Origin of the sequence: Thermus brockianus (assembly GCF_001880325.1) — a bacterium.
Classification (GTDB): Bacteria; Deinococcota; Deinococci; order Deinococcales; family Thermaceae; genus Thermus; species Thermus brockianus.
In genome coordinates this window covers 39,194-60,820 of sequence record NZ_CP016313.1, presented here as the reverse complement: position 1 = coordinate 60,820, position 21,627 = coordinate 39,194, and the positions used below count along the sequence as shown (strand labels likewise).

Below are 21,627 nucleotides of genomic sequence, written 5' to 3'. Positions count from 1 at the left end.
GTGAATGTTTATGCGGAAAGCCTTAGTAGCCCTCTTGGCCCTCTCCCTGGTGGCCCAGGCCCAGACCTGGAACATGGCCACCCCTTACCCTCCGGCCAACTTCCACACCCAGAACATCCTCCAGTTCGCCAAGGAGGTGGAGGAGGCCACGGCGGGGCGGGTGAGGATCACCGTCCACCCGGGCGGGTCCCTCTTCCCCCACCCCCAGATCCTCCCCGCCGTGCGCAACGGGCAGATCCAGATGGGGGAGGTGCTCATGTCCCTCCTCGCCAACGAGAACCCCCTTTTCAACCTGGATTCCATCCCCTTCGTGGCCACGAGCTACGAGGAGGCGCGGCGCCTCTACCAGGCCCAGCGGCCCGAGGTGGAGAGGTGGCTCGCCCAGCGGGGGGTGGTCTTCCTCTACGCCGTGCCCTGGCCGCCCCAAGGGCTTTACACCAAGAAGCCTGTCCAGTCCGCCCAGGACCTCAAGGGGATCCGCTTCCGCGCCTACAACCCCGCCACCGCCCGCCTCGCCGAACTCCTCGGCATGGCCCCGGTGCAGGTGGAGGCGGCGGACATCCCCCAGGCCTTCGCCACGGGCATCGTGGAGGCCATGATCACCTCCCCCGTCACCGGGGTGGACAGCCAGGCCTGGGACTTCGCCCGATACTTCTACGACGTGAAGGCGTGGATCCCCAAGAACATGGTGGTCATAGGCCGCCGGGCCTTTGAGAGCCTCTCCCCCCAGGACCGGGAGGCCCTCCTGCAGGCGGCCAGGCGGGCGGAGGAACGGGGCTGGCGCCTTAGCCAGGAACAGGAGGAAAAGGCCCTCCAGACCCTGGCGGCCCGGGGCATGCAGGTGGTGAAGCCCTCGCCCCAGCTCCTCGCCGACCTCAAGCGGGTGGGCGGGACGATGATCGTGGAGTGGCAACGCCAGGTGGGGGCCACGGGGGTGAAGGTCTACCGGCAGTACCTCGGGCGATGAACCTCCTCTTCCGCCTGGCCGAGGTGCTGGCGGCCCTCATGGGCCTCTTCGTCCTCCTGGTCATCCTGGCCCAGGTGGTGGGGCGCTTCCTGGGCTTCGTGGTTCCCTCGGCCCTGGAGCTCGCCGGCTACGCCACCGCCGGGCTCATCTTCCTGGGCCTCGCCCCCACCTTGCGGGCCGGGGGGCATATCCGGGTGGGGCTTCTCCTGGAGCGGCTTCCCCCGGGGCCCAGGCGGGCCGTGGAGGCGGGGGCCCTCCTCCTGGGCCTAGGGGCGGGCCTCTTCGCCGCCTACCACGCCTGGGCCAAAGTGGCGGAGAGCTACCGCTACGGGGACCTGGCCCCGGGGCTCCTCCCGTTGCCCCTATGGCTTCCGCAAAGCTTCCTGGCCCTCGGGCTTAGCGTTTTCGCCCTGGCCCTTGGGGAAGCCCTCTGGAAGCTAGCGAGGGGGGCAAGGTGAACCTCCTCGAGGCCAGCCTCGTCCTCATCCTCGCCCTCTTCGCCCTCCTGGGGCTTGGGGTGTACGTGGGGCTCGCCCTCCTCCTGGTGGGCCTCCTCGCCCTCGCCCTCTACACCACGGCCCCCCTCGGGCCCAACCTGGCCACGGCCCTTTGGACCGCCACCTCGGGCTGGAGCCTGGCGGCCCTCCCCCTTTTCGTCTGGATGGGGGAGATCCTCTACCGCTCCCGCCTGGCCCAGGGGCTTTTCCAAGGGCTTGCGCCCTTGCTCTCCCGGCTCCCTGGGGGTCTTCTCCACGTGAACGTGGTGGCGAGCGCCCTCTTCGCCGCCGTCATCGGCTCCTCCGCCGCCACCACGGCCACCGTGGGGCGGTTCACCCTGCCCGAACTCCTAAGGCGGGGCTACCCCAAGCCCCTCGCCCTGGGCTCGCTGGCGGGGGCGGGCACCCTGGGCTTCCTCATCCCCCCTAGCGTCATCATGATCGTCTACGGGGTCATGGCCGAGGTGTCCGTGGCCCGCCTCTTCATGGCGGGGGTGGTGCCGGGGGTTGTCCTCACCCTGCTCTTCATGCTCATGGTGGCCCTCCTCGCCCTAAGGCACCGGGGGAGCCTTCCCAAGGAGCCCTCGAGGCCCCTCGGGGAAACCCTCCTGGGCCTCCTGAAGGTGGCCCCCGTCCTCCTCCTCATCCTCATGGTCTTGGGCTCCATCTACCTGGGCGTGGCCACCCCCACGGAGGCGGCGGCCATCGGGGTGGTGGGGGCCCTCCTTCTCGCCGCCCTCGGCCGGGAGCTCTCCCCTTCCCTCCTGTGGGAGAGCCTCCTTGGGGCCGTGCGCACCACCAGCATGATCGGCCTCATCCTGGCGGGGGCCGGGGTGCTCACCCTGGCCATGGGCTTCACGGGTATCCCCCGGGCCCTGGCCGCCTGGGCGGTGGAGGCGGGGATTACGCCCCTGGCCCTCATCCTCGCCCTCAGCCTGGTCTACATCGTCCTGGGCTGGTTCCTGGACGGCATCTCCATCGTGGTCCTCACCATCAGCGTCATCCTGCCCGTGGTGAAGGCCATCGGGGTGGACCCCTTGTGGTTTGGGGTCTATCTGGTGATCATGGTGGAATTGGCCCAGATTACGCCCCCCGTGGGCTTTAACCTCTTCGTCCTCCAGTCCCTAACCGGGGAGGACCTCATCCGCATCGCCCGGTATAGCCTGCCCTTCATGGGGGTTCTGCTCCTCATGGTGGCCCTCCTGGTGGCCTTCCCGGAACTGGCCACCTGGCTTCCCCGCACCATGACGGGGGGATAAGGGTGAAGATCCTGCCCCTCCACACAGGCTTTCCCGCGCGGACGCACCGGGGCTACCTGGGCCTTTCCAGCGCCTACCTGGTTTTGGGGGAGCGCGTGCTCCTGTACGATACCCTTGGCTTTGGCGAACGGGAAGGCCTCCTAGAGCGCATGCGTGCCCTGGGGGTGGCGCCGGAAAGGGTGGAGCTACTGGTGCTTAGCCACTTGCACTTTGACCACGCAGCCAACCTAGACCTTTTCCCTTGGGCGCAGGTGGTGGTCCACCGCCTAGAGTTGGAGCACGCTGAGGCCGTGGCCCAATCCCCCCACCGGGACCCCGCCTGCCTCTACGCCTACCTGCCCCTCCTCCAGGCCCGTCGCACCAAGGTGGTGGAAGGTGAAGGGGAAGCGCTCATGCCAGGGGCAAGGCTCCTCCATCTGCCCGGGCACACCCCTGGGCTTTTAGGCGTATGGGTAGAAGGCGTGGGCGCGCTGGTCAGCGACGCCATCAAGAGCCGGTTTGACCTGGAGGGGGAACCCGCACCCCCCTCTTGGGACCCGATCGCGGCCAAGAAGACGCGCGAACGGCTCCTTTCCTACCCCAGGCTCTTTCCTGGCCACGACGTTCCCCTGCGCCGGGAAGGGAACTCTTTTGTCCCCGAGGGACAAGCGGCGCTGGGCATCCGTCTGGCCAACGCCACGGAAGTGCACCTCGCCCTCTGAGCCTGGGTCGTGTGTGAACGCCTACGTTCGGCCATGCGGCCAGAGATCTGAGGGGAATCCCCTCCCGAAGCGCTCTCTCCCACCTCCCCTACCTCGGCGAAACCCTACCGCCAGCGCTCACCTCCAAAGAGCAAGGCGGCTAACCGGGCAAGCCCAGGGAAAGGCCTTTTGGATTAACAGGGTCAGCGGGCAGCATTTGTTGGGGTCTAGGTAGTATCCAAAACCCGCGGGAGGGCTAAGGGTGCCCAAAGCGCAAGACGGCACAGGCCTTGGTGGCCTTCGGGCTGGCTGCCTGGCCCGGATGGGCGTTGTGGCAAGAGCAAAGGAACGCATAGAATGGGGTCATGGCTTTACCCACTGACCTGGAAAAGGAGCTGGAGCGCTCCAAAAAAAGCTTTGGGCCTGGGTGGGACCGCTATTTGCGGAGACTGCTCCGCGAGGAAATCCGCCGCAAAGAGGCCAAGAAAAAACTGGCTGATTTTATGCGAAGGGTCAGTGGGCGTTCCTCGTTGACAGAAGAAGAGATTTTCGCTCGCCTTGAAGGTCGTACTTGATACGAACATCTTGGTAACCGCGCTCCTCACAAAGGGCAAAGCCTTCCGTCTCTCTACCTATGGCCAGTAGGCAGGAGTTTCGCATCCTCATTGCGAGGAAAACGGGCTGGGGAAGTCCACCCTAGCCTGGCACATCATCCGCCTCATGGATGGCCGCTACCGGCATCTCCTCATCGTGAAGCGGAAAAGGAAGTTCGCTGAGTTCGCCCAACACCGCTACACGGCGGAGGAGGAGCGTAACCCCACCGCTGCCCTTGCAGGCTACTGGCAGGTGATCTTCCACGTGACAGGCTACAAGCCCCGTCCCTTCCTGGACGCCCGGGGCTAGGCCTTAATGCCGCTAAGGGATGTCTTGCTCCTGGTAGACGAAACCCACCTCTTCTTTGCGTAGGGACAAACTTGTTTCAAACCCTGGTACGGTACGAACCTCCGGGCTCCCAGCCCGGGGGCCCCTGTCCTCACCTTTCAAACCCTCATAGGCACGGTACGAACTACCCGCCCTCCCGGAGCGTGAAGATCGTCCTCCCCGCGTTTCAAACCCTCATAGGTACGGTACGAACCCGTTCATCGGGTATCTGGAACACCGTGGGGTCATCCTCCGTTTCAAACCCTCATAGGTACGGTACGAACGCGGCTTCTCCCTGCCCCTAATCCAAATCAGTGGACCGAGTTTCAAACCCTCATAGGTACGGTACGAACCTAGGGAGGCTTCTCCGTCCCCGGACCCTATGCCCCAGTTTCAAACCCTCATAGGTACGGTACGAACTCCTCACCCGCAAGTAGTGGTAGACGTTTTCGCGAAGTTTCAAACCCTCATAGGTACGGTACGAACCCAGCAGGATGCTCCCGAGGGGCCGGCCCCTGAGCGCGAGTTTCAAACCCTCATAGGTACGGTACGAACATAGTGGACCAAGTATTGGAGTAGTTGGTCCATGCGGAAGGTTTCAAACCCTCATAGGTACGGTACGAACAAGGCCCTCGAGGCCATCTGGGAAGCCGCCTACTGGAAGTTTCAAACCCTCATAGGTACGGTACGAACCCGTGGTTTCGGGGGGCGGGGTCCAGCTCACCATCACCCCGTTTCAAACCCTCATAGGTACGGTACGAACCCTCTTTGACCTGGAGAGCCCGCAGCCCTTTGCGCGGTTTCAAACCCTCATAGGTACGGTACGAACCATGGAGCTCCCCCTCTACTGGCGGGCCGACCTCGCCAGTTTCAAACCCTCATAGGTACGGTACGAACAAGACCCCTACCACGCCGTGGTGGATGCCTTGGAGCGGGGTTTCAAACCCTCATAGGTACGGTACGAACAGCCAAAACATCGTTGGGAACGCGAGGTGCTCATGAAGCTCTAATCTTAGTTTTCAAGAACCACTACGGCCGAGGTGGGAAAGTTTGGCCGTCTGAGGTCAGACTAGCAGGGTGGGGGGTAGTGCGTCAACCCCCCCGGATTTTGGGGGGGATTGGGGGTTGGCGCAAATTGGGTCTATGCCAAGTAATTCAGAGTATCTGGCCGGGTTCGTTCTTCTGCTGGCCCAGGGTGTCTATCCTCAGGACGGCGCGGCTTGGCAGCACGTAGAAGCGAACGGCATCCGTGGGCTCAATGGCCTTGGCCACCTCGGCCTTCAACCTGGCAAGCTGGGCTGGGGAAAGCTCGCCTTCCAGCACAGAATTTTGCACCCACGTCAAATAGCGGCGTCCGATTTGGAGCACCTTGGCCACCCGGTCTACGGAGACGTCGTACACCATGACCACGTACATGCCCCTACACCCTCAGGACGCCTATGGCCAGCCCCGGGCAGACCAGGACCTCGCCCCTGTACCGCACCTTAAGCGGCTCACCCCGGAGCTCCAAGGCTATTTCCTTCACGGCCTTGGGCCTGCGGTCCGGTTCCAAGGCGATGGGGAAACGGTCGCGGTAAAGCCGGACATCCTGCGAGGGGTAAAGCTCCAGCTTTTCCGCCTCCCACCAGCCTATGCCCTCCCCGTCCCAAGAGGGCTTGAGCTCCGCCTCGAGGAACTCCACCCCCTCCACCCAAGCCAAGGCGTAGGCCGGGCCGAGGGCCAGGGGAAAAACCGGGTTCTCCAAGGCCTTGGCGATATCCTCCACCAACCTCCCCTCGGCGCCCACGAAGACCTCAAAGGCCACGGGCCCTTCCCCCTCGCCCACGAGGTACTGCACGGGGATTTGGGTACGCCCTTCCTTGTAAAGACCGCGGATTTCCTCCAAGGTGCCCGACTTCAAAAAGAGGTGGTTGACCGTTTGGAAAAGGGTACGCATGGGGGCGCGGGGCCGGGCGGCCAGGAAAAGCCCCGTGAGCTTTTCCCTATACTCCCGGCCCAGCCCCAAAGCCGCCCCCAAAAGGCCCTGGAGCGTGGCCGGGGGAGGCACGGGATAGGTGAGGGCGGAAGAGTTGGTGTAGAAGCGGCGAAAGTGGGCCCGCTTGCCCTTCAAGAGGAACCGGACAACCCTCAGAACTTCACCTCCTCCACGGGAAGCCCCTCCAGCGCAAGCCCCTCCAGGCGAAGGTCGGGGTGCCGCCAAAGCCGCACGCGGGCGATGCTATCCCGGAATCGGCCCAGATTTTTGCTCAGGTCGTGGGCCTCGAGGACATAGTCCCCAACCCCCCGGATCCCTTCCAAGGCTTTGCCCTCCACGGGCCGCACCTTAAGGCCATCCCGCGGGTCCCCAAGGGGCCGGAACCCCTCCTTCCAGTCCACCCGCAGGTAAAGCCTAGGAGTCTGCCCCACCTTGCTCCGGGTGGTGGCCCCTTCCAAAAGGCCTTCCAGAAGCCCCTTTTCTAGCACCTCCAGGTCCTCGGGCAGAAGGCCCACCGCCTCGCCCCGCCTCCTTGAAATCCGTCCCCAGAAGGCGATAAGGGCGTGGTACACCCGGTGGTCCTTACCGAAGGTGCCGTGCTCCCCCTTGCCCCCTTCGGTCCGCCCGGCGAACTGGCTGGAGATGGTGGCGGTGTAGACCTCCACGGGGTGCAAGGAGTAGCCCCAGTCCAGCTGGACAGGCCCCACGAACTGCCCCGTGCCTCCCTTGGCCTCACCCTCCTCCGCCTTGATGGGCAGCACCGCGCCAAAGAGGCGCACGTCCCGCAAGCGCCTCAGGTACCAGGCGATAAAGCCAGCGTCCAGCTCCTTCTTCTTCCCAACCGCCTTTCCGGTTTCCTTCTCGTAGAGACTCTTGAGCTCATCCAGCCGCCCATCGGCGTCGGTGCGGGACCCATCCTCGCGCATCCTTACCCAGACATCCTCCCCCTGGGCGAGGAGGTAGTCGCGGACGTAGCGCTTCAAGCGCACGTCGCTCACCAGAAGCCTCCTCCCCACATAGTCCATGCGGGGCCGGTTTTCCGCATCCGGGTCGCCGTTGGGGTTGGTGTCCTTGGCGTCGTAAAGGTAGAGAATCTCCCCGTTATGCAGCTCCATCCTGCACCTCCTCCTTTTTCCCCGCCCGAAGCCTGCGGCTCCGTGCCTGGGCATAGCCCATGAGGATGTAGTAGGGCACCTCCTTCTCCGAAAGGGGGCCCTGGCTCCTTCCCCGTTCCAAGAGGTCCGTGGCCCGGCCCAAGAGATCCAGGACAGCCGCGAGCTCGTTGCCGCTTAGGTAGTAGCTGGCCTTGGCCATCACCTCCGGCACCAGGTGGCGTACCCGTACCAAGCTCATGCCCTGCCAACCCAGGGCCTCCAGAAGGGGCTCCTTTTTGTACTCGTAGAGCTTGGCCTGGGCCTGGCCCACCGCCTCCATGGCCTGCCCCAGGAGGTATAGCCCCGCCTCGAGGGGGCCGAAGCCATAGGCCTCCCGGAGCGCCTCTTCACCCAAAGGTAACGGCTTGCCTTCCATATAGCCTCCCCAAATCCCTAACCTTCGCAAAACCCACACCCACCCCGCCCCCAACGCCGCCAGGTCCAAGGCCCCCTGGGGGCCCCGGTACCGGTCAATCCCAAAGAAGGAGGCGTCTTCGCGGTAGGCCCGTTCCGCCGCCTTCAGCCACAGGGGAAGGATGTCCCTGGGCGCCAGGGGAAGCCCCATGAAGATGCGGGAAGCCACCTTGAGGGCGGGCCCGGCCTCCACCCGGCCCTCCCTTCGGCTAAGGGGCAGGAGGTAGAGCCAGTCCCGCAACCCCTCCACGGGAAACCCGCCATCGCCCGCCTCCCCCAGGGCCCTAAAGAGGGCTTCCACCCGGGAGGGAGGTACCTCCAGCACCAGCTCCTCCGCCTTGGTGGCGGCGTTGGTGCGCCGGAAGAAGAGGAGGGAAAACCCTAGGTAGCCCACCTCCTTCCACGCCAAGGAGGCCCGCTCCAGGAACTCCTTCCAAGCGCCGACCCGCTCCAGCCCCCGCACCTCGGCGAGGAGCACATCCACCATGCGCTGGAGGCCTTCCCGGTTAAGCTCGGCCTCGGGCAGGACCAGGGCGTCGCTTTCCAGGAAGCGCAGGAGGAGCTTGTTAAGGACGAAGTTTTCCCCCACAAGGAGGGCTCGGAAGCAGTCCTCGCACAGGCCATAAGCCTTGGGAAAGGCCTTCTCCAGTAGCCCTGGGGCGAAGCTCTTCTTGTCCGTGATGTAGAACTTGAGGCGGAAGCCGGCGAAGTCCCCCACCACCTTTCCCTCCGTACCGCACCCGTGGCAACACCCAGGCTCCGCATCCTTGAAGTAACGCCCCACCAAACGCTGGGAAAGGTATTGGCGGTAGGCGGGAAGGTCCACGAGGGGCTTCCCGTTGAGGGCCAGGGTGAAGAGGAGGCGCCCTTCCCTGGGCTTTTCCACCCCCCAGGCCTTCAGGAGGGTTTCGGCTAGCTTCTCCACCAAATCCGCCAGCGTCTTCGCCCGCTTGCCCCCCGGGCCCTCGGCGCCCGTCCCCTCCTTCACAAGGCGCCGTAGGGCCTCGCAGTCCGCTTGGAGGCGACCCCCCTGCACCCGGAAGGGGCCCACCTCCGCATCCTGGGCGCCCTCTAGGCGCAGGGCGCTGAGGTTCAGCACGAAGCGCACCCTGTCCCCCGGCCCGCCCAGCTCGCAAAGGAGGGGCCTTAGGACCTCCTGCAGGAGGGAATCCTCCGCCATCTGGGTGACCGCCTGGCCCAGGAGGTAGTGGAGGCCCGAAGTGGTCGCCCGGTCCCGGGGGGCGTTGCTCGCTGGGGGGTCCCCCACCCACAGGAACCGGCGGCACTTCTCCCCGTCCAGCTCGTGGGGAACCAGGTAGGCCACCCCCTCCTCAGGATGGCAGTCCAAGACGTAAAGGCGGCCCTTCTCCTCCCTCGCCAGGCTCTCCAGGAAATCCCCCTCCTGCCCTAGGCCCAGGTGGAGAAGTTGCCGGATCATCCTCCCACCTCCCGCACGAAACCGAAGCCCTGGCTGTTCTTGGAGCCCAGGCCCGAGACCAGGGCCAGGCGCAGGAGGTGGGCATCCCCTTCCAAACGGTAGCAGCCCATCCAGCCCTCCACCCAGGTCCCTTTGTAGCGCTCCAAGCGCTTGCGTCGGGGGTGGAAGCCAAGGGGTTGGACCCTCAGGCTCCCCTTCTCCAGGCCCAGGGCCTCCGCCTTCCGGTTGAGGTTGGCCTCCAAGAGGAGGGAGAACTCCCGGTTGAGGGGGTTGAAGAAGAGGGTCCGCTTCCCCTCCGTCCGGTAGACGGTGATGGGGGCGAGGGCCTCCACCGTTACGGGGCTTTGGGGCGCGATGGGCTCCACCTCTAGGCCGATGAGCCTCAGGAAGAGGCCATGGACCTCGAGGCCCCCCTTGGCCCAGATACCCTCGCCAAAGGCCTGGACCACCTCCTCCAGGGCCGAGGCGAAGTAGAGGGTAAGCTCCCCCGAGGCACGGAAGCCTTTTTCCTCCGGCACATAGTCCAGGCCCAGGATGCGGCTATACACGAAGAGCTTCAGGGGCCTTTCCCTCCCCAGCAAGCCCTCGTCGTGGAGCTTGGGCCCTAAGGGTGGGGGCAAGGCGCCGTAGATGGCGGCCTGCAAGCCTTCCCGATAGGTCACGGGGAGGCGGCCTTGGGCAAAAAATCGGAGCTTCAACCTGCCGCCCGTGGACATCCTTGCTGCCAGTCTAGCACTGGGTCTATTCTAGAATCAAGGGCATGGAACTTCTCGCCCGTCCTGAAGAACCCCTCCAGGAACACCTCCTGGGCGTGGCGGCCTTGGCGGAGGGGCACCTAGAGCCCCTGGGCCTTGGGAAGGCGGGGCGGCTTGCGGGCCTGGCCCATGACCTCGGCAAGGCCACCCCCTACTTCCAGGAGATGCTCCAGGGAAAACGCCCTAAAGGGGACCCCCTCACCTGGCACGCCCTTCCCGGGGCCCTGTTCGCCGCCTGGGTGGCCGAGAAGTGGGCCCTTGGGGAGCTGGCACTTCCCCTCTTCCTCGCCATCCTGGAGCACCACGGGCGGCTACGAAGCCCCTGGGAGCGGGTACCACCCCCCAATGGGGTACAAACGCCCCGGGGGCGAAGGGACGCCTGGAGGGTGCTCCCCGAACAACTCAAGGCCCTGCACACGCCGGCCTTCGCCGAACTGGTGAAGGGGCTGGACCTCCCCGACCCCGGGCCCTTCCTCCAGAGGGAGGCTTGGAGGGTGGCCGAGGCCTTGGCCCGGGAGGCCAACCGGCTGCTATGGGAAGGGGGGGGCGTGGAACTCCACTACCGCCTCGCCCTCCTCTATTCCGCCCTCCTGGACGCCGACCGTAGGCTTGCGGGGCAGCGCCCTTCCCCTCCCTCCCCCATGCCCATCCCCCAGGGGCGGTGGCCCGCTACCTCGCCAAAAGGCGCCACCCCTCGCCCCTCTCCCCCTTCCGCCACGCCCTCCTAGCAGGGGTGGCCCGGGCCGCAATGGGGCCCCTAAGCGACCTCTTCCCCGCCCGCCTCACCCTAAGCGCCCCCACGGGGGCGGGGAAAACCCTGGCCGCCTTCCGCTTCGCCCTAACCTTGAGGGAGCGGGTCTGGCAAAGGTGGGGCTTCCGGCCCAAGGTGGTCTACGCCCTGCCCTACATCGCCATCGCCGACCAGGTGGAGGAGGTGGCCAGGGAGGTCCTGCGGGAGGCGGGCCTGGACCCCGAGGCCCATCTCCTCGTCCACCACCACCAAGCCCTCGCCCGGCTCCAGGAGGACAGGGCCGTGGAGGAGGCCCTTCTCCTCCAAGAGACGTGGGACCGGGACGTGGTGGTGACCACCTTCCACCAGGTCTTCGCTGCCCTGACGGGCCCGGGAAGCAACCTACGACCCCTCCACGCCTTGGCGGGGGGGGCCATCCTCATCCTGGATGAGGTGCAAACCCTGCGGGCGGAGCTCTGGCCCCTCCTTCGGGCCCTTCTGGAGGCCCTGCCGGGCCGGGTGACCGTGGTGAGCATGACCGCCACCCAGCCCGGCCTCGTCAAGGGAAAGGAGTTGGCCCCGCCCCTGCCGGGCTACCCCAGGCGGGTACGCCTGGTTTGGGGGGAGGAGCGGACCCTCGAGGCCCTCGCCGAGCGCTTCCTCCAGGAAGGCCCAAGGAGCCGCCTGGTGGTGCTCAACACCGTGCGGGAGGCGGTGGCGCTCTACCGGCTCCTCCAGGGGAGGCTGGAAGGGCTCTTCCTCCTCACCAGCCACCTCATCCCCCTGCACCGGAAGGCCCGGCTGAGGCAGATCCAGAAGGCCCTGGCCGATGGAAGGCCCATCACGCTGGTGGCCACCCAGGTGGTGGAGGCGGGGGTGGACCTGGACTTCCCGGAGGGCTACCGGGCCCTGGCGCCCATGGAAAGCCTCCTGCAGACGGCGGGACGGGTGAACCGCAACGCCCAACAGGAGGAGGGGAAGCTTTGGGTGTTGGACCTGGAGGGGGACTCGGGGAAATGGGTCTATGGGACCATTCTCCTTGACCGCACCCGGAGGATCCTGGCCCCCCTTTTGGACCAGGGCGTCTGGGACCGGGACGCCTACCCCCTTTTGCAGGAGTACTACCGCCTGGTGGAAGAGGGCATCAGCCAGGAGGAGGGAAGAACCCTCCTCAAGCGGCTAGAGGTTTTGGATTACGACCGCTTCGGGCTGGACCTCCTGGACGAGGCACCCAGCCTGCCCATCTTCGTGGAGTGGGATGAGGAGGCGACCCGCCTCCTTGGGGCCCTCGAGGAAGCCCTGGCCCTCCGGGACCCCCAGGAGAGGCGAAAAAGCCTCCGCCTCCTCTTCCCCAGGCTTCAGGCCTACACCGTTTCCCCTCTCCTCCGCCGCGCCCTAAAGAACCTCCCGCCACCCCTCTTGGGCCGGGAGGAGTGGCGGCACGTGCCCCGGGAGGCTTTAGGGGACTTCTACGACGAGGAGGTGGGCTTCAAGTGGGAAATGGAACAGTTCCTCTGACGGGCACCCTTTTCTGGTACTTCGGCGTCTGCCCTCGGGAAGCCTGGCTGATGGGGCACGGGCTAGAGCCCTATCCCGATCACGAACTCCTGGCCCTGGGCCGCCTCCTCCAGGAAACCGCCTACCCCGAGGGGCGAAAGGAAATCACCCTGCCCGGGATGCGCTTGGACCTGGTGGCCCACGGCCCGGAGGGAACGCTGGTGGTGGCCGAGGTCAAACGGAGTTCCGGCTACCGGGAAGCCCACCTCCTCCAGCTGGGCTACTACCTTGTGCGGCTCAAGGAGGAGGGCATTCCGGCCATGGGCGAGCTGCGCTACCCCGAGGAGCGCCGGGTGGAGCGGGTGGCCCTCACCCCCGACCTGGAGGCCAAGGTGCGGGCCGCCGAAAAGGCGCTCTTGGAGCTCCTCCGTAGCCCCATCCCCCCACCCCCAAAGCGCATCCCTCCTTGCCCCACCTGCGCATACTACGAGTTCTGTTTCATCGGGGAGGAAGACGATGCCTAAGCCCGTCTATGTTTTTTCCTCCGGAAGGCTCAGCCGGATGTCCAACACCATCATCTTGGAAACGGAGGAGCGCAAGCGGCACCTACCCGTGGAACAAGTTTCCGAGCTCTACCTCTTCGGCGAAGTGGATCTGAACAAGCGCTTCCTGGAGTTCTGCGCACAAAAAGGGGTTCTTCTCCACTTCTTCAACCGTTATGGCTATTACGCCGGCTCCTTTTACCCCCGGGAGCACCTTTTGAGCGGCTACCTCACCCTCAAGCAGGCGGAACACTACCTGGACCCGGAACGCCGCCTGGCTTTAGCCCGCCGCTTCGTGGAGGGGGGGCTGGAAAACATCCGGCGGCTCCTGTGCAAGGAGGAGGCCAAAGGCAAAGGGGTGGAGAGCACCCTCGCCTTATTGGAGAACCTGTCCGCCCAGGTGGGGGAGGCGCGTACCGTGGGGGAGCTCATGGCCCTGGAAGGTCGGGCCCGCGAGGCCTATTACGGGGTATGGGACGAGCTTCTCGGGGAAAGGTGGGCCCTGGCCCGAAGCCGCCGCCCGCCACGGGACCCCATCAACGCCCTTTTGAGCTTTACCAATTCCCTCCTTTACACCGCCATCTTGGCGCAGATTTACCAAACGCACCTGGACCCCCGGATCGGCTTCTTGCACGAAGCCAACTACCGGCGCCACTCCCTAAACCTGGACGTGGCCGAGGTGTTTAAGCCGGCCCTGGTGGACCGCCTAATCTTCCGCCTCATACGCCGGGACCAGCTCAAAATCGGACATTTCCTACGGGAGGGGAACGGGGTATTCCTCTCCGAGGCGGGCCGCAGGTTGGTGGTGGAGGAATGGGAAAAAACTCTCCAGACCACCTACAGGCACCTCGTCCTCAAGCGTTCTGTATCCTACCGGACCACCATACGGCTAGAGCTCTACAAGCTAGAAAAGCACCTTATCGGAGAGCAATCCTATACTCCTTATCGGCTACGATAATTGGACTTAGTCCAAGATTGCGCCAACCCCCAATCCCCCCCAAAACCCGGGGGGGTTGACGCACTACCCCCCACCCTGCTAGTCTGACCTCAGACGGCCAAACTTTCCCACCTCGGCCGTAGTGGTTCTTGAAAACTAAGATTAGAGCTTCATGAGCGCCTCGCGTTCCTGACGATGTTGTGGCTGTTCGTACCGTACCTATGAGGGTTTGAAACATGGCTCAGCCACGAAGGCGGCGGGGAAGGCAACTCCGTTCGTACCGTACCTATGAGGGTTTGAAACAGGAAGAAGTCCACCAGCTCGTAGAGGGTGAAGACCCTAGGTTCGTACCGTACCTATGAGGGTTTGAAACGAAGGAAGTGGTACCCTTCTTTTTCCCCGAGATAGTCCAGGGTGTTCGTACCGTACCTATGAGGGTTTGAAACTTCGCGAAAACGTCTACCACTACTTGCGGGTGAGGAGTTCGTACCGTACCTATGAGGGTTTGAAACCGCCATTTTCCCCGCGCCCGCCCTCATGGAGTGGCCCCGTTCGTACCGTACCTATGAGGGTTTGAAACGTTTACTGGGCGCGTCCTGCCCCGTTTTGGATGAGCGTGTTCGTACCGTACCTATGAGGGTTTGAAACGACACCAAACCTTCAATGTCCTTGGCATGGAAATCGGCGTTCGTACCGTACCTATGAGGGTTTGAAACATGTTCATGTGGGAAAGCTAGCGTGGCATAAGGAAACCGGGTTCGTACCGTACCTATGAGCGTTTGAAACCTTCTATAACTATCTTCGGCGGGAAACTGGTACTAGTGTTCGTACCGTACCTATGAGGGTTTGAAACTCCACATAGACATCGCCTTCTTCGTCGATCACCTCAACGTTCGTACCGTACCTATGAGGGTTTGAACGTTTTCCTAAAACCGCCGAGGAAAACGTAACGCCTACAGTCGGCGGTACTTACGCCTCACCCTCAAGCCCGGTCAGAAAAAGGGAGGGCTTACCCGAGTCCGAGCTTTTCCAAAACCAGTCGCAAATCCGGGTTGCGCTTAGCCCATTCCTTCCAATCCTGGCGGTTCTTCAGAAAGCCCTTAGATTCCAACGCTCCCTTGAATAGGGCCACCTCCTCCGGCGAAAGGGCCAGGATAGTTGGTGCTTCTCGCCGTAGGAAGGCCTCCAGTTCACGGTAGGAAGTGGCCTGAAGGCGCACGCGCAGGGCCTCGTACTCAGGCCGCAGAGACTTGGCATCCGCCTCTTGGGGCGGCTCAGGACCCTCCAGGTCCAGCCGACCATAACCGGAGGAGGTCTTTGCCCCCACCCCTTCCTCGGCAAGGGCCCAGGAGAGGATTTGCCAGGCAGCGTTAAGCCAAGGCTGGGCGGCCTCGAGGCCCACCCCTGGCGCCGGGGCCAGGGCCACCAAGAAACGCCCCGTGGCGCTCAAGAAGGGCACGGGCACAGGGCTATCCCAGTCCGCGGGGGGCTTCCCCTCCTGGCTGTAGTACGCGCGGTGGTGGGGGTTCAGGATGTCCGGGTGAAGCCGCCAAGCGCCCGGTATGGGCAGGGCGTCAAAAAAGACCACGGCGCCCTGCTCCTCCGTGGTTCCGAAAAGCCCCGCCTGCGCCTCCCCCCGGGAGAAGCGGCCCAGGTCCCGCCGCCATGGGTCCCCTTCCAGGTAGAGGTGGGCATAGCGGCTCGCAAGCCCCTTGAGGGCCGAACCCGGAATATACGGCACGCCATACACCCGGTGCAGGGTGAAGGTGGTTTCCACCACCCCTTCCCCACCCAGGCCCACCGCCAGCCGGCCCCGGGTACGGGCCTCGCGCATCTCGGCCCCCAATTCCTGCAGGGCCTCACGATACCGCTGGAAAAAGGCCTTGTACTCCTGGGGCTCTCCAAGCCCCGCCACCTCCCGGACGAGTCCCCACTTGGCCTCCGTGTCCTCCCGGCTCGTGTCCGTAAGGTACTTGTCCAGCCACAAGCCGGCATGGGTCCTACCCGGGACAGAGGCCACGCCCTTTAGGCAATCCCTCCGGCTCACGGCTAGTCCTCCACCAGGGCCTGAGCAAAGCGCTTGAACCACTCCGCCGCCTGGAGCACCTCGCGCGTTAGGCGCATGTAGGCGAGGAGCTCCGCCCCATGCGCCTCTTCCACGAGGCGGGAAAGCCCCTCATAGCCCAGAACCTGGGCCAGGTCCTCAGCGAAAAGGCGGTGGGGCCCCTTCCCCCGGGACTGGACGAAGGCCAAGGCCTGGGCCAAACCCGCCTGGCGCACCAGAACGGGGAACTTCAAGGCCATGTCCTTGTACTCCCCAGCTCCCTCGTCCCCCGCCCGAAGCCTAACCCTCTCGTATGCCTTCTGGGCCCACTCCTGCGAACGGGTCCTCACGGGCTACCTCCCCGCACGCACCCGGCAAAGCCCCCGGCCCACCGTGGCCTTGCCGCCAAGCTGTAGGGCGCCGTCCAAGAGCCCGTTGAAGAGGGAGTGCACTTCGCCCGCCGACAGGGGCTTTTGCTTCCGATGGGAGTTTTCCGCCCGAACCAGGCTATACAAGACGCTTTCCGCCGGCAGGCTTTCCTCGTACCAAAGGGCGCCCCGGGCCACGGTTTTGGTCTCGTCGTCCAGGCGGATGCGGGCCACCACCTCCGTGGCGGTCTCCAACAGAAAGGCCATGAGATCGTCGTGCACCACGGCTAGCCGCCCCCGGACCGGCGCCTCGGTCAAGGCCGCAAGCCATTCCTCCCAAACCCCAAGGGCCGGATCTTCCCTAGGCTTTAGGTCCAGATCTTCCAAGTAAACCCCGTTCAGCTTGGCGTCCACGAGCTTAGACCCCGGGGCCACCCCCACGCTTTCCCGCTCCGGAGTCGCCACCGCCTCAGGAGGAGTAAGCCCCGCCAGGAGGGCCTCCCTGCGGAAGCGCTCCAGGAGGTAGGGGCTTGTCACGTGGGCGAACACCCCGTAAACGCTCCGCACCGGGAGGAGAAGCAGCTTGGCATCCCCCACCTGAACCGCCCCCGCATGCTCCGCGGCGCCTTCCGTCTCTGGGCCGAAGACGGCGGCAAGGGTGTCCGCATCCCAACCCTTCCCGCGGGCCCGGTCCCGGAGCACGCCTTTCAGGGAGCTTCCCGGAAGGTAGGGGATGCCCGTGGCCTTCTCCCGGGCGATGGGCAGGTCTATGGCGCCGATTCCTTGCCCCGTCCCCGCATGCAGGGGGGATAGGGCGTGGACGAAAAAGAGTCCCGTCTCGGTCATCCCTCTCACCTCACTTGAGCGTCTTCACAAAGGCCCGTATGGGGTCCGTCTCCCCCGCTAGAGGGGGGATTTTTTCCGCTTCCGCGGGCGTCAGGGTCACGTCCACGGGCACCTGGGTGGCCGCCCCTTTCCCGCCGGCGAGGACCACACCGCCGGGGGGTACCCTACGCCCCTCCAACACGGCCACCACCGTGCGGTTCTGGGCCAGGGGGCGGATGAGAAGGGGGCTTGCCCGCCGGTCGGTGCCCTCGAGGGCGGGCTTCAGGGTGGTATCCGGCGGATCGCCCTTGTCCTTGAAATGGAAGATGATGGGAAGGCCGAACTGCCCCCGGGGAAACTTGTCCACGGGATGGCGGGGCTCGTGGCCGGGGCTCCACCCCTTCACCCGGCGGCGCACGGCGTCGGGCTCGGGCCAAAGGGACCGCCCTGGCCTTCCCCCTCCCCCCGGCTTCCGCCTTTGGCGGAAGCTCTGGTACGCCTCGGCCACCTCACGCCAGGACCTGGGCACCACCCGCAGGAGGCTTTCCGGCGTGAGGTGGGGCACCCCCTCGGGCCACCCCTCCGTGCGGCTATATTGCCTGAGCCCTTGTCGGATCGCCTCCTCCGTAGGAAGCTCCGCCCCTTCCCGCACCAGGGCGCCGAAGCCCCTCCTGGTCCTCGCCCCAATCCCCCCAAAGGTTTCCCAGGCCCACAGGGCGGCCTCCAGCTCCTCGGCGAGGTTGATGCCCTCAAGCCTTTCGGGAAAGCGGAGGCGAAGGCGGAAGCGAACCCCTTGGCGGACGGGATAGTTGCGGGGGTCCTCTTTCGTCCGACGGAGGGGAAAGGCCAGGTAGGGGTGGGCCACCTCGGGCCTAGGTTGCGGGAAGCCCCTTCCAGGGCGGTCCTCAAAGGGGTAGACCTCCTCTCCCCGCTCCAGCGCCTCCACCTCCAGGGATAGGGGCGAAGCTCCTCCCTCCCCAGCGCACCCGAAAAGAAGGGATTCCAGCCGCCAAAGCTCCTCTAGCTTCCCCTTCGCCTGCCACCCCCTCAGGGCCCGCCACCAGAAGCGGAGCTGGCCCCGCACCTCCGTGGCCCGCACCACGGTGATGGGATCGGCCTCCCTAGGCTCCACCCCGCCGCCAAAGAGGGGGGTAAGGAGGCTATAGGTGCGCTCCCACACCAGGACGGGCACCCCATCCCGCCGAAGGAGGTTCCCACCCTCCACCCGCCGCCTGGGCCCAAACTCCGGGCGAAACGCCTTCATGCTCCCTCCCAGCGCAAGCTCCTCCCCGACCACGCCCCAAGGGCCGCTAACCCGTACCCATCCTTGCGGTCCTGCTCTTCCTCGGAAAGGTTCTGCATCCACACCCGTTCGGCGAAGGCCCGCACCTCCCCTTCCCCCCATCCCGTGGGCAGGCGGACGAAGTAGACGCTCCCCGCGGGCACCGCCCGGCGGGTGGGCTTGGGCCTCCTCTTTTCCAGGTCAAAGCCGGACACCACCAGGGGGCGGCCCACCACCGCCCCCACCACCTGGGCCCCAAAGAAGGCCCCGCCTTCCGGCAGGTAAGCCCCCCGGAAGAAGCCAGGGGTGAGGAGGACCACCCGGGCGGCCCTTTCCTGAAGAAGCGCCCCCAATAGGGCCTCAGGCAAGGGGGGAAGGGAAGGGCCTCCTTTGTGCCAGTAGGCCAGCCGCCTCTCCCCGCCCAGGGGATGAACCCCCTCCACTTCCTGGCCGTCCTCGGGCCAAAGGGCCAGGGCGAGGCGCCGGTAAGCCTCCCCCTCCCGGCGCACGAACTCCAGCCCCGAGGTCTGGAAAAGCGCCCCCTCCTTGGCCGTGCCCGAGGCCTCGAGGCTCACGTGGGTGCGCACCTCCGGGGTGGGGCCGTCATGCCCCTCGGGCGCGAAGCCCCCCGGGGCATCCTGCAGAAGCCATTCCAGGAAGCTTTCCCAATACCAGAAGGCGGGAAGGCTTCCGGGCTTTTCCTTAAGCCCAGGGCTTTCCAGGCCCACGGGGACGAGGCCTTGGGGTAGGTTGCACCCCACCCCCTCCGGCACCTCCAAAGGCCTCAAAGGGTAGACCCTTTCCCCAAGCCTTAGCGCGTCCAAGGGGCGGGGCACGAGGAGCCGCCACCTCCCTCCCACCTCCTCGGCGAGGAGGGGGCCCCGGATACCCCAAGCCCGCACCTTGGGAGCGTCCTGGGGAAAGGTGAGCCCCTCCACTAGGCCCCGGCGGGCGCGGTAGGCCCCGGCCAAGGTCTGGGGTACGGGGAAGGGAAGGCTTCGCGCCCGCGCCCCGGGACTATTGGTGAAGGGGCGGCCATCGCGGACGATAAGGGGGTCCCTGGGTTCAATGAGCATCCCACACCTCCCGGCTTTCCACGGGTAGGCCAGCAAGCTCCATGGCCTCGGCGAAGGGGCGAGCCAGGATGAGCTCGGTGGCCAAGCGCTCCACATCCCGGCCCGTGCGGAGCCAGCTTTTAAGCTCCTCGCGGTACTGGGGGCGCATCTCCTTCCGCCCCAGGAGGCGCAGGGCCTCCGCCACCAGGGCCTCGTCGCTAAGGAAGCCCTTGGCCTCCTGCACCAGTTGCCGGAGCTCGTAGGCGGCCCTGGAGGGCACCTCCCCGGCCCGCAGGAGGTCGGCGTAGCGCAGGAGGCGCTGGGTCAGGCGGGGCGTCTCGTCCCAGCGGCCTCGAGCCCAGACCTCCGCCCCCGAGCGGGGGCTATAGACGACACCCAGGGCGTTCCGCTTCGCCTCCCCCTTCCAGCCCTCCTTGGCCAGCTTTTCCGCCCGCCGCACCAGTTCCAAGGCATCCTGCAAGGGCTCCAACTGGTGCACCACCGCCAGGCCCACGGAGAGGCTTGGGGCCGAGCCGGGGGCGCCAAACGCCGCCATAACCTGGCGAAACCGCTCCGCCAAGGCCCAGGCCGCCCTGAGAGCGTTGTGGAGGGGAAGGAGGGCCAAGACGTCGTCCCCACCGGAATAGACGAGCCCACCCCCTCGGCCCTCCACCAAGGGCCCCACCTCCTGGGCGAACTCCAAGGCCAGCTTGCGGGAAAGCGCCCGGTGCGCCTCGGGGGTTTCCTGGCAGTTTATGGCCTCCCCCATCCGGTCCCCGTCGGCGTGGAGGAGGGCGTAGTAGGGGAAAGGGGTGCCCACGCCAAGCTCCTGGAGGAGGGCCCGCAGGCGCCTTTGGGCGGCCTCGAGGCGCTCCCTGCTCCCGGCGAGGTCGGGGAACTCCTCCAAGCGGCTCTCGTAGAGGAGCCGCACGTCCCAGTCCCGGAAGGGGGTGTCCCGAAGGGCCGGATGGTCCACCCTCGCCCTCGCCCCCTCCCCTGCCAGCCCGGCGAGCTCCCGCAGCCCCTGGCGGAGCACCTCCTCCTTCCCCGCCCGGCGGACCCCCTCCAAGAAGGGCATGGCCGCCATGTGGAGGGTGCTCACAAACCCCGTTTCCGAACCCCACCCGCGCTTCAGGAGGTCGGGCCCCGAAAGGTACTCCCCTTCCCGAAGGCCCAAGCGCAGGCGTAGGGCGTCTTCCAGCCCCACCAAGACGCTCTCCCGGGCCCCGTCCAAGGAGCTCTTGTACTCCGGCCCACCCCAAGCGACGGGGGCGAAGTCCCGGGTGTTCTTGCGGGCCGCCAGGAGGGCCATCACCCGCTCCCGCGCCTGGCGGTAGCCGCCCTCTAGGGGAACGTAGGCGTAATAGCCTTCCAGGAGGTCCTCCACCTGGGCCAGGGCCACCTCCTGCTTCACGCGGCGCCGCAAGGGTTCCTTGGAAAAGACCGCCTCGGCCCGCCGCCGCAGGTGGTCCCGCGCCGCCTCCAGGGCCTTTTCTCCCAGCGAAGCGGGGTCCTTACCGGGCGGAACCCTCACCAGGAGGACGTTGGGGATGCCGGCCTTTCCCAAGACTTTCAGGTCCTCCTGGCTTTCCGGTGCGGGGAAGATGAGCCCTTGGGGCTTCACCTCCCCCACCAAGGCGGAAGCCGCCGCCCCCGCCGCCTCCGAAAGCAGGCGGCTTCCCGCATAGAGGTCCCGGGTGCGCCGGGCAGTGGCGATAAATTCCTGCACCGGCCCCAAGGCGATGGCGAGGAGATATTCCATACCGCACTGGCCTCCCCTTCTTTGAAGGGGAAGTATACCCCTTCCCCAAGGGGGAGGTGGGGCAGGTGCACGGCAACGTGTATACAACCCCCATGGTCACACGTCACCACCATTTCCGTGGCGCTCTGTAAAACTGTTGGCGGCCATGTTCTTCCGGAAGAAAAGCCCCGAAGAGGCGAAGGCGGCGCTCCTCGCCCTCAAGGAACGGGTGGGAAGGCCGCTTGTGGTTCTAGAGGAACGCCTTTCCCAACGCAAGGCCCCTCTCCTAAAGGCCTTGGAGGAGTACCAGGGCGTGCTGGCCCATCTGGAAAAGCTTCGGACGGAAGGGCGCTACCCGGAAGGAGCCCTCCGGGCGGCCCTGGCGAGGGAGGAGCTCCGGGTCGCCTACGTTAAGGGGGAGCTTGCCCGCCTCGAGGAAGCCCACCGCCGCCAGGTAGCCAAGGTCCTCACCCGGGCTCGGGCAAGGCCGGCCCCAGTACGCAAAGATGCCTCCCTGGCGCCCGGGAAGGCGCACGGCCTCCGCCC

At 65.8% G+C, this 21,627-nt stretch carries 22 protein-coding genes and 2 CRISPR repeat arrays; of the genes, 10 read left to right on the top strand and 12 right to left on the bottom strand.

Features of this window, described 5'->3' with window-relative positions:
- Nucleotides 1-10 precede the first annotated feature (10 nt).
- From A0O31_RS11260 to A0O31_RS11235, 6 genes are all read left to right on the top strand, one after another.
- Entirely contained in the window at nucleotides 11-967 is a 957-nt protein-coding gene (locus tag A0O31_RS11260; protein ID WP_071678266.1) for a TRAP transporter substrate-binding protein, read from the top strand.
- Nucleotides 964-1,425, top strand: a complete 462-nt coding sequence (locus A0O31_RS11255; RefSeq protein WP_071678044.1) for a TRAP transporter small permease — start codon at nucleotides 964-966, stop codon at nucleotides 1,423-1,425. The genes A0O31_RS11260 and A0O31_RS11255 overlap by 4 nt, the downstream gene beginning before the upstream one ends.
- On the top strand, nucleotides 1,422-2,723 hold the full coding sequence (locus A0O31_RS11250; protein WP_071678043.1) for a TRAP transporter large permease: 1,302 nt from the start codon (nucleotides 1,422-1,424) through the stop codon (nucleotides 2,721-2,723). The genes A0O31_RS11255 and A0O31_RS11250 overlap by 4 nt, the downstream gene beginning before the upstream one ends.
- A 2-nt stretch (nucleotides 2,724-2,725) precedes the next feature.
- The gene (locus A0O31_RS11245) at nucleotides 2,726-3,424 is read left to right on the top strand and encodes an MBL fold metallo-hydrolase (RefSeq protein ID WP_071678042.1); all 699 of its coding nucleotides are present in this window, start codon (nucleotides 2,726-2,728) and stop codon (nucleotides 3,422-3,424) included.
- A 344-nt stretch (nucleotides 3,425-3,768) separates the two neighbouring features.
- On the top strand, nucleotides 3,769-3,978 hold the full coding sequence (locus A0O31_RS11240; RefSeq protein WP_071678041.1) for a hypothetical protein: 210 nt from the start codon (nucleotides 3,769-3,771) through the stop codon (nucleotides 3,976-3,978).
- A gap of 145 nt (nucleotides 3,979-4,123) precedes the next feature.
- Complete coding sequence (locus tag A0O31_RS11235; RefSeq protein WP_071678040.1) at nucleotides 4,124-4,306, top strand: hypothetical protein; 183 nt, start codon at nucleotides 4,124-4,126, stop codon at nucleotides 4,304-4,306.
- Between the two features lie 134 nt (nucleotides 4,307-4,440).
- Nucleotides 4,441-5,290: a CRISPR direct-repeat array (repeat unit 30 nt; unit sequence GTTTCAAACCCTCATAGGTACGGTACGAAC).
- Between the two features lie 189 nt (nucleotides 5,291-5,479).
- On the opposite strand, the gene cas2 is transcribed toward A0O31_RS11235, so the two are convergent.
- The 5 genes from cas2 to cas6 are packed head-to-tail and all read right to left on the bottom strand — an operon-like array spanning nucleotide 5,480 to nucleotide 10,021.
- Nucleotides 5,480-5,740, bottom strand: coding sequence for a CRISPR-associated endonuclease Cas2 (cas2, locus tag A0O31_RS11230; RefSeq protein ID WP_071678039.1), 261 nt, complete (start codon nucleotides 5,738-5,740; stop codon nucleotides 5,480-5,482).
- Between the two features lie 4 nt (nucleotides 5,741-5,744).
- Complete coding sequence (gene cas5 / locus A0O31_RS11225) at nucleotides 5,745-6,434, bottom strand: CRISPR-associated protein Cas5 (RefSeq protein ID WP_071678038.1); 690 nt, start codon at nucleotides 6,432-6,434, stop codon at nucleotides 5,745-5,747.
- A 17-nt stretch (nucleotides 6,435-6,451) separates the two neighbouring features.
- Nucleotides 6,452-7,414: a type I-B CRISPR-associated protein Cas7/Csh2 gene (cas7b, locus tag A0O31_RS11220; RefSeq protein WP_071678037.1), complete on the bottom strand. Its 963-nt coding sequence runs from the start codon at nucleotides 7,412-7,414 to the stop codon at nucleotides 6,452-6,454.
- Nucleotides 7,401-9,305, bottom strand: a complete 1,905-nt coding sequence (locus A0O31_RS11215; RefSeq protein WP_071678036.1) for a TM1802 family CRISPR-associated protein — start codon at nucleotides 9,303-9,305, stop codon at nucleotides 7,401-7,403. Before A0O31_RS11215 ends, cas7b begins: the two co-directional genes overlap by 14 nt.
- Nucleotides 9,302-10,021 (bottom strand): CRISPR-associated endoribonuclease Cas6, encoded by a 720-nt coding sequence (gene cas6, locus A0O31_RS11210; RefSeq protein WP_071678035.1) that lies wholly within the window; start codon nucleotides 10,019-10,021, stop codon nucleotides 9,302-9,304. The genes A0O31_RS11215 and cas6 overlap by 4 nt, the downstream gene beginning before the upstream one ends.
- Before the next feature lie 44 nt (nucleotides 10,022-10,065).
- On the opposite strand from cas6, the gene A0O31_RS11205 reads away from it, so the two are divergent.
- From A0O31_RS11205 to cas1b, 4 genes are read left to right on the top strand one after another with little or no spacing between them, the layout of a single operon-like run.
- Complete coding sequence (locus A0O31_RS11205; protein ID WP_071678034.1) at nucleotides 10,066-10,788, top strand: CRISPR-associated endonuclease Cas3''; 723 nt, start codon at nucleotides 10,066-10,068, stop codon at nucleotides 10,786-10,788.
- Nucleotides 10,722-12,308, top strand: coding sequence for a CRISPR-associated helicase/endonuclease Cas3 (locus A0O31_RS11200; protein WP_071678033.1), 1,587 nt, complete (start codon nucleotides 10,722-10,724; stop codon nucleotides 12,306-12,308). Before A0O31_RS11205 ends, A0O31_RS11200 begins: the two co-directional genes overlap by 67 nt.
- The gene (gene cas4, locus A0O31_RS11195) at nucleotides 12,284-12,811 is read left to right on the top strand and encodes a CRISPR-associated protein Cas4 (RefSeq protein ID WP_071678032.1); all 528 of its coding nucleotides are present in this window, start codon (nucleotides 12,284-12,286) and stop codon (nucleotides 12,809-12,811) included. Before A0O31_RS11200 ends, cas4 begins: the two co-directional genes overlap by 25 nt.
- Nucleotides 12,804-13,787, top strand: coding sequence for a type I-B CRISPR-associated endonuclease Cas1b (gene cas1b, locus A0O31_RS11190; protein ID WP_071678031.1), 984 nt, complete (start codon nucleotides 12,804-12,806; stop codon nucleotides 13,785-13,787). The genes cas4 and cas1b overlap by 8 nt, the downstream gene beginning before the upstream one ends.
- A gap of 185 nt (nucleotides 13,788-13,972) precedes the next feature.
- A CRISPR array of direct repeats spans nucleotides 13,973-14,687; the repeat unit is 30 nt; unit sequence GTTCGTACCGTACCTATGAGGGTTTGAAAC.
- An 88-nt stretch (nucleotides 14,688-14,775) separates the two neighbouring features.
- On the opposite strand, the gene cmr6 is transcribed toward cas1b, so the two are convergent.
- From cmr6 to A0O31_RS12925, 7 genes are all read right to left on the bottom strand, one after another.
- Nucleotides 14,776-15,813 (bottom strand): type III-B CRISPR module RAMP protein Cmr6, encoded by a 1,038-nt coding sequence (cmr6, locus tag A0O31_RS11185; protein ID WP_071678030.1) that lies wholly within the window; start codon nucleotides 15,811-15,813, stop codon nucleotides 14,776-14,778.
- Between the two features lie 2 nt (nucleotides 15,814-15,815).
- Nucleotides 15,816-16,160 carry a type III-B CRISPR module-associated protein Cmr5 gene (locus tag A0O31_RS11180; protein WP_071678029.1) on the bottom strand — a complete coding sequence of 115 codons (345 nt, stop codon included), beginning with the start codon at nucleotides 16,158-16,160 and terminating at the stop codon, nucleotides 15,816-15,818.
- Nucleotides 16,161-16,163: 3 nt separating this feature from the next.
- Nucleotides 16,164-17,024 (bottom strand): type III-B CRISPR module RAMP protein Cmr4, encoded by an 861-nt coding sequence (cmr4, locus tag A0O31_RS11175; protein WP_071678028.1) that lies wholly within the window; start codon nucleotides 17,022-17,024, stop codon nucleotides 16,164-16,166.
- Between the two features lie 10 nt (nucleotides 17,025-17,034).
- Nucleotides 17,035-18,267, bottom strand: coding sequence for a type III-B CRISPR module RAMP protein Cmr1 (gene cmr1 / locus A0O31_RS11170; protein WP_071678265.1), 1,233 nt, complete (start codon nucleotides 18,265-18,267; stop codon nucleotides 17,035-17,037).
- Nucleotides 18,264-19,361, bottom strand: a complete 1,098-nt coding sequence (locus A0O31_RS11165) for a type III-B CRISPR module-associated protein Cmr3 (RefSeq protein WP_071678027.1) — start codon at nucleotides 19,359-19,361, stop codon at nucleotides 18,264-18,266. Before A0O31_RS11165 ends, cmr1 begins: the two co-directional genes overlap by 4 nt.
- Nucleotides 19,351-21,102, bottom strand: a complete 1,752-nt coding sequence (gene cas10, locus A0O31_RS11160; RefSeq protein ID WP_071678026.1) for a type III-B CRISPR-associated protein Cas10/Cmr2 — start codon at nucleotides 21,100-21,102, stop codon at nucleotides 19,351-19,353. The genes A0O31_RS11165 and cas10 overlap by 11 nt, the downstream gene beginning before the upstream one ends.
- A 265-nt stretch (nucleotides 21,103-21,367) precedes the next feature.
- The gene (locus A0O31_RS12925; protein ID WP_162493680.1) at nucleotides 21,368-21,616 is read right to left on the bottom strand and encodes a hypothetical protein; all 249 of its coding nucleotides are present in this window, start codon (nucleotides 21,614-21,616) and stop codon (nucleotides 21,368-21,370) included.
- Nucleotides 21,617-21,627 lie beyond the last annotated feature (11 nt).

Bases quoted from the DNA above. Each gene is read 5' to 3' on its own strand.
- A0O31_RS11260 (WP_071678266.1), top strand. From the start codon at position 11: ATGCGGAAAGCCTTAGTAGCCCTCTTGGCCCTCTCCCTGGTGGCCCAG.
- A0O31_RS11255 (WP_071678044.1), top strand. From the start codon at position 964: ATGAACCTCCTCTTCCGCCTGGCCGAGGTGCTGGCGGCCCTCATGGGC.
- A0O31_RS11240 (WP_071678041.1), top strand. From the start codon at position 3,769: ATGGCTTTACCCACTGACCTGGAAAAGGAGCTGGAGCGCTCCAAAAAA.
- A0O31_RS11235 (WP_071678040.1), top strand. From the start codon at position 4,124: ATGGATGGCCGCTACCGGCATCTCCTCATCGTGAAGCGGAAAAGGAAG.
- cas2 (WP_071678039.1), bottom strand. From the start codon at position 5,740: ATGTACGTGGTCATGGTGTACGACGTCTCCGTAGACCGGGTGGCCAAG.
- cas7b (WP_071678037.1), bottom strand. From the start codon at position 7,414: ATGGAGCTGCATAACGGGGAGATTCTCTACCTTTACGACGCCAAGGAC.
- A0O31_RS11215 (WP_071678036.1), bottom strand. From the start codon at position 9,305: ATGATCCGGCAACTTCTCCACCTGGGCCTAGGGCAGGAGGGGGATTTC.
- cas6 (WP_071678035.1), bottom strand. From the start codon at position 10,021: ATGTCCACGGGCGGCAGGTTGAAGCTCCGATTTTTTGCCCAAGGCCGC.
- A0O31_RS11205 (WP_071678034.1), top strand. From the start codon at position 10,066: ATGGAACTTCTCGCCCGTCCTGAAGAACCCCTCCAGGAACACCTCCTG.
- cas1b (WP_071678031.1), top strand. From the start codon at position 12,804: ATGCCTAAGCCCGTCTATGTTTTTTCCTCCGGAAGGCTCAGCCGGATG.
- cmr4 (WP_071678028.1), bottom strand. From the start codon at position 17,024: ATGACCGAGACGGGACTCTTTTTCGTCCACGCCCTATCCCCCCTGCAT.
- cmr1 (WP_071678265.1), bottom strand. From the start codon at position 18,267: ATGAAGGCGTTTCGCCCGGAGTTTGGGCCCAGGCGGCGGGTGGAGGGT.
- A0O31_RS11165 (WP_071678027.1), bottom strand. From the start codon at position 19,361: ATGCTCATTGAACCCAGGGACCCCCTTATCGTCCGCGATGGCCGCCCC.
- cas10 (WP_071678026.1), bottom strand. From the start codon at position 21,102: ATGGAATATCTCCTCGCCATCGCCTTGGGGCCGGTGCAGGAATTTATC.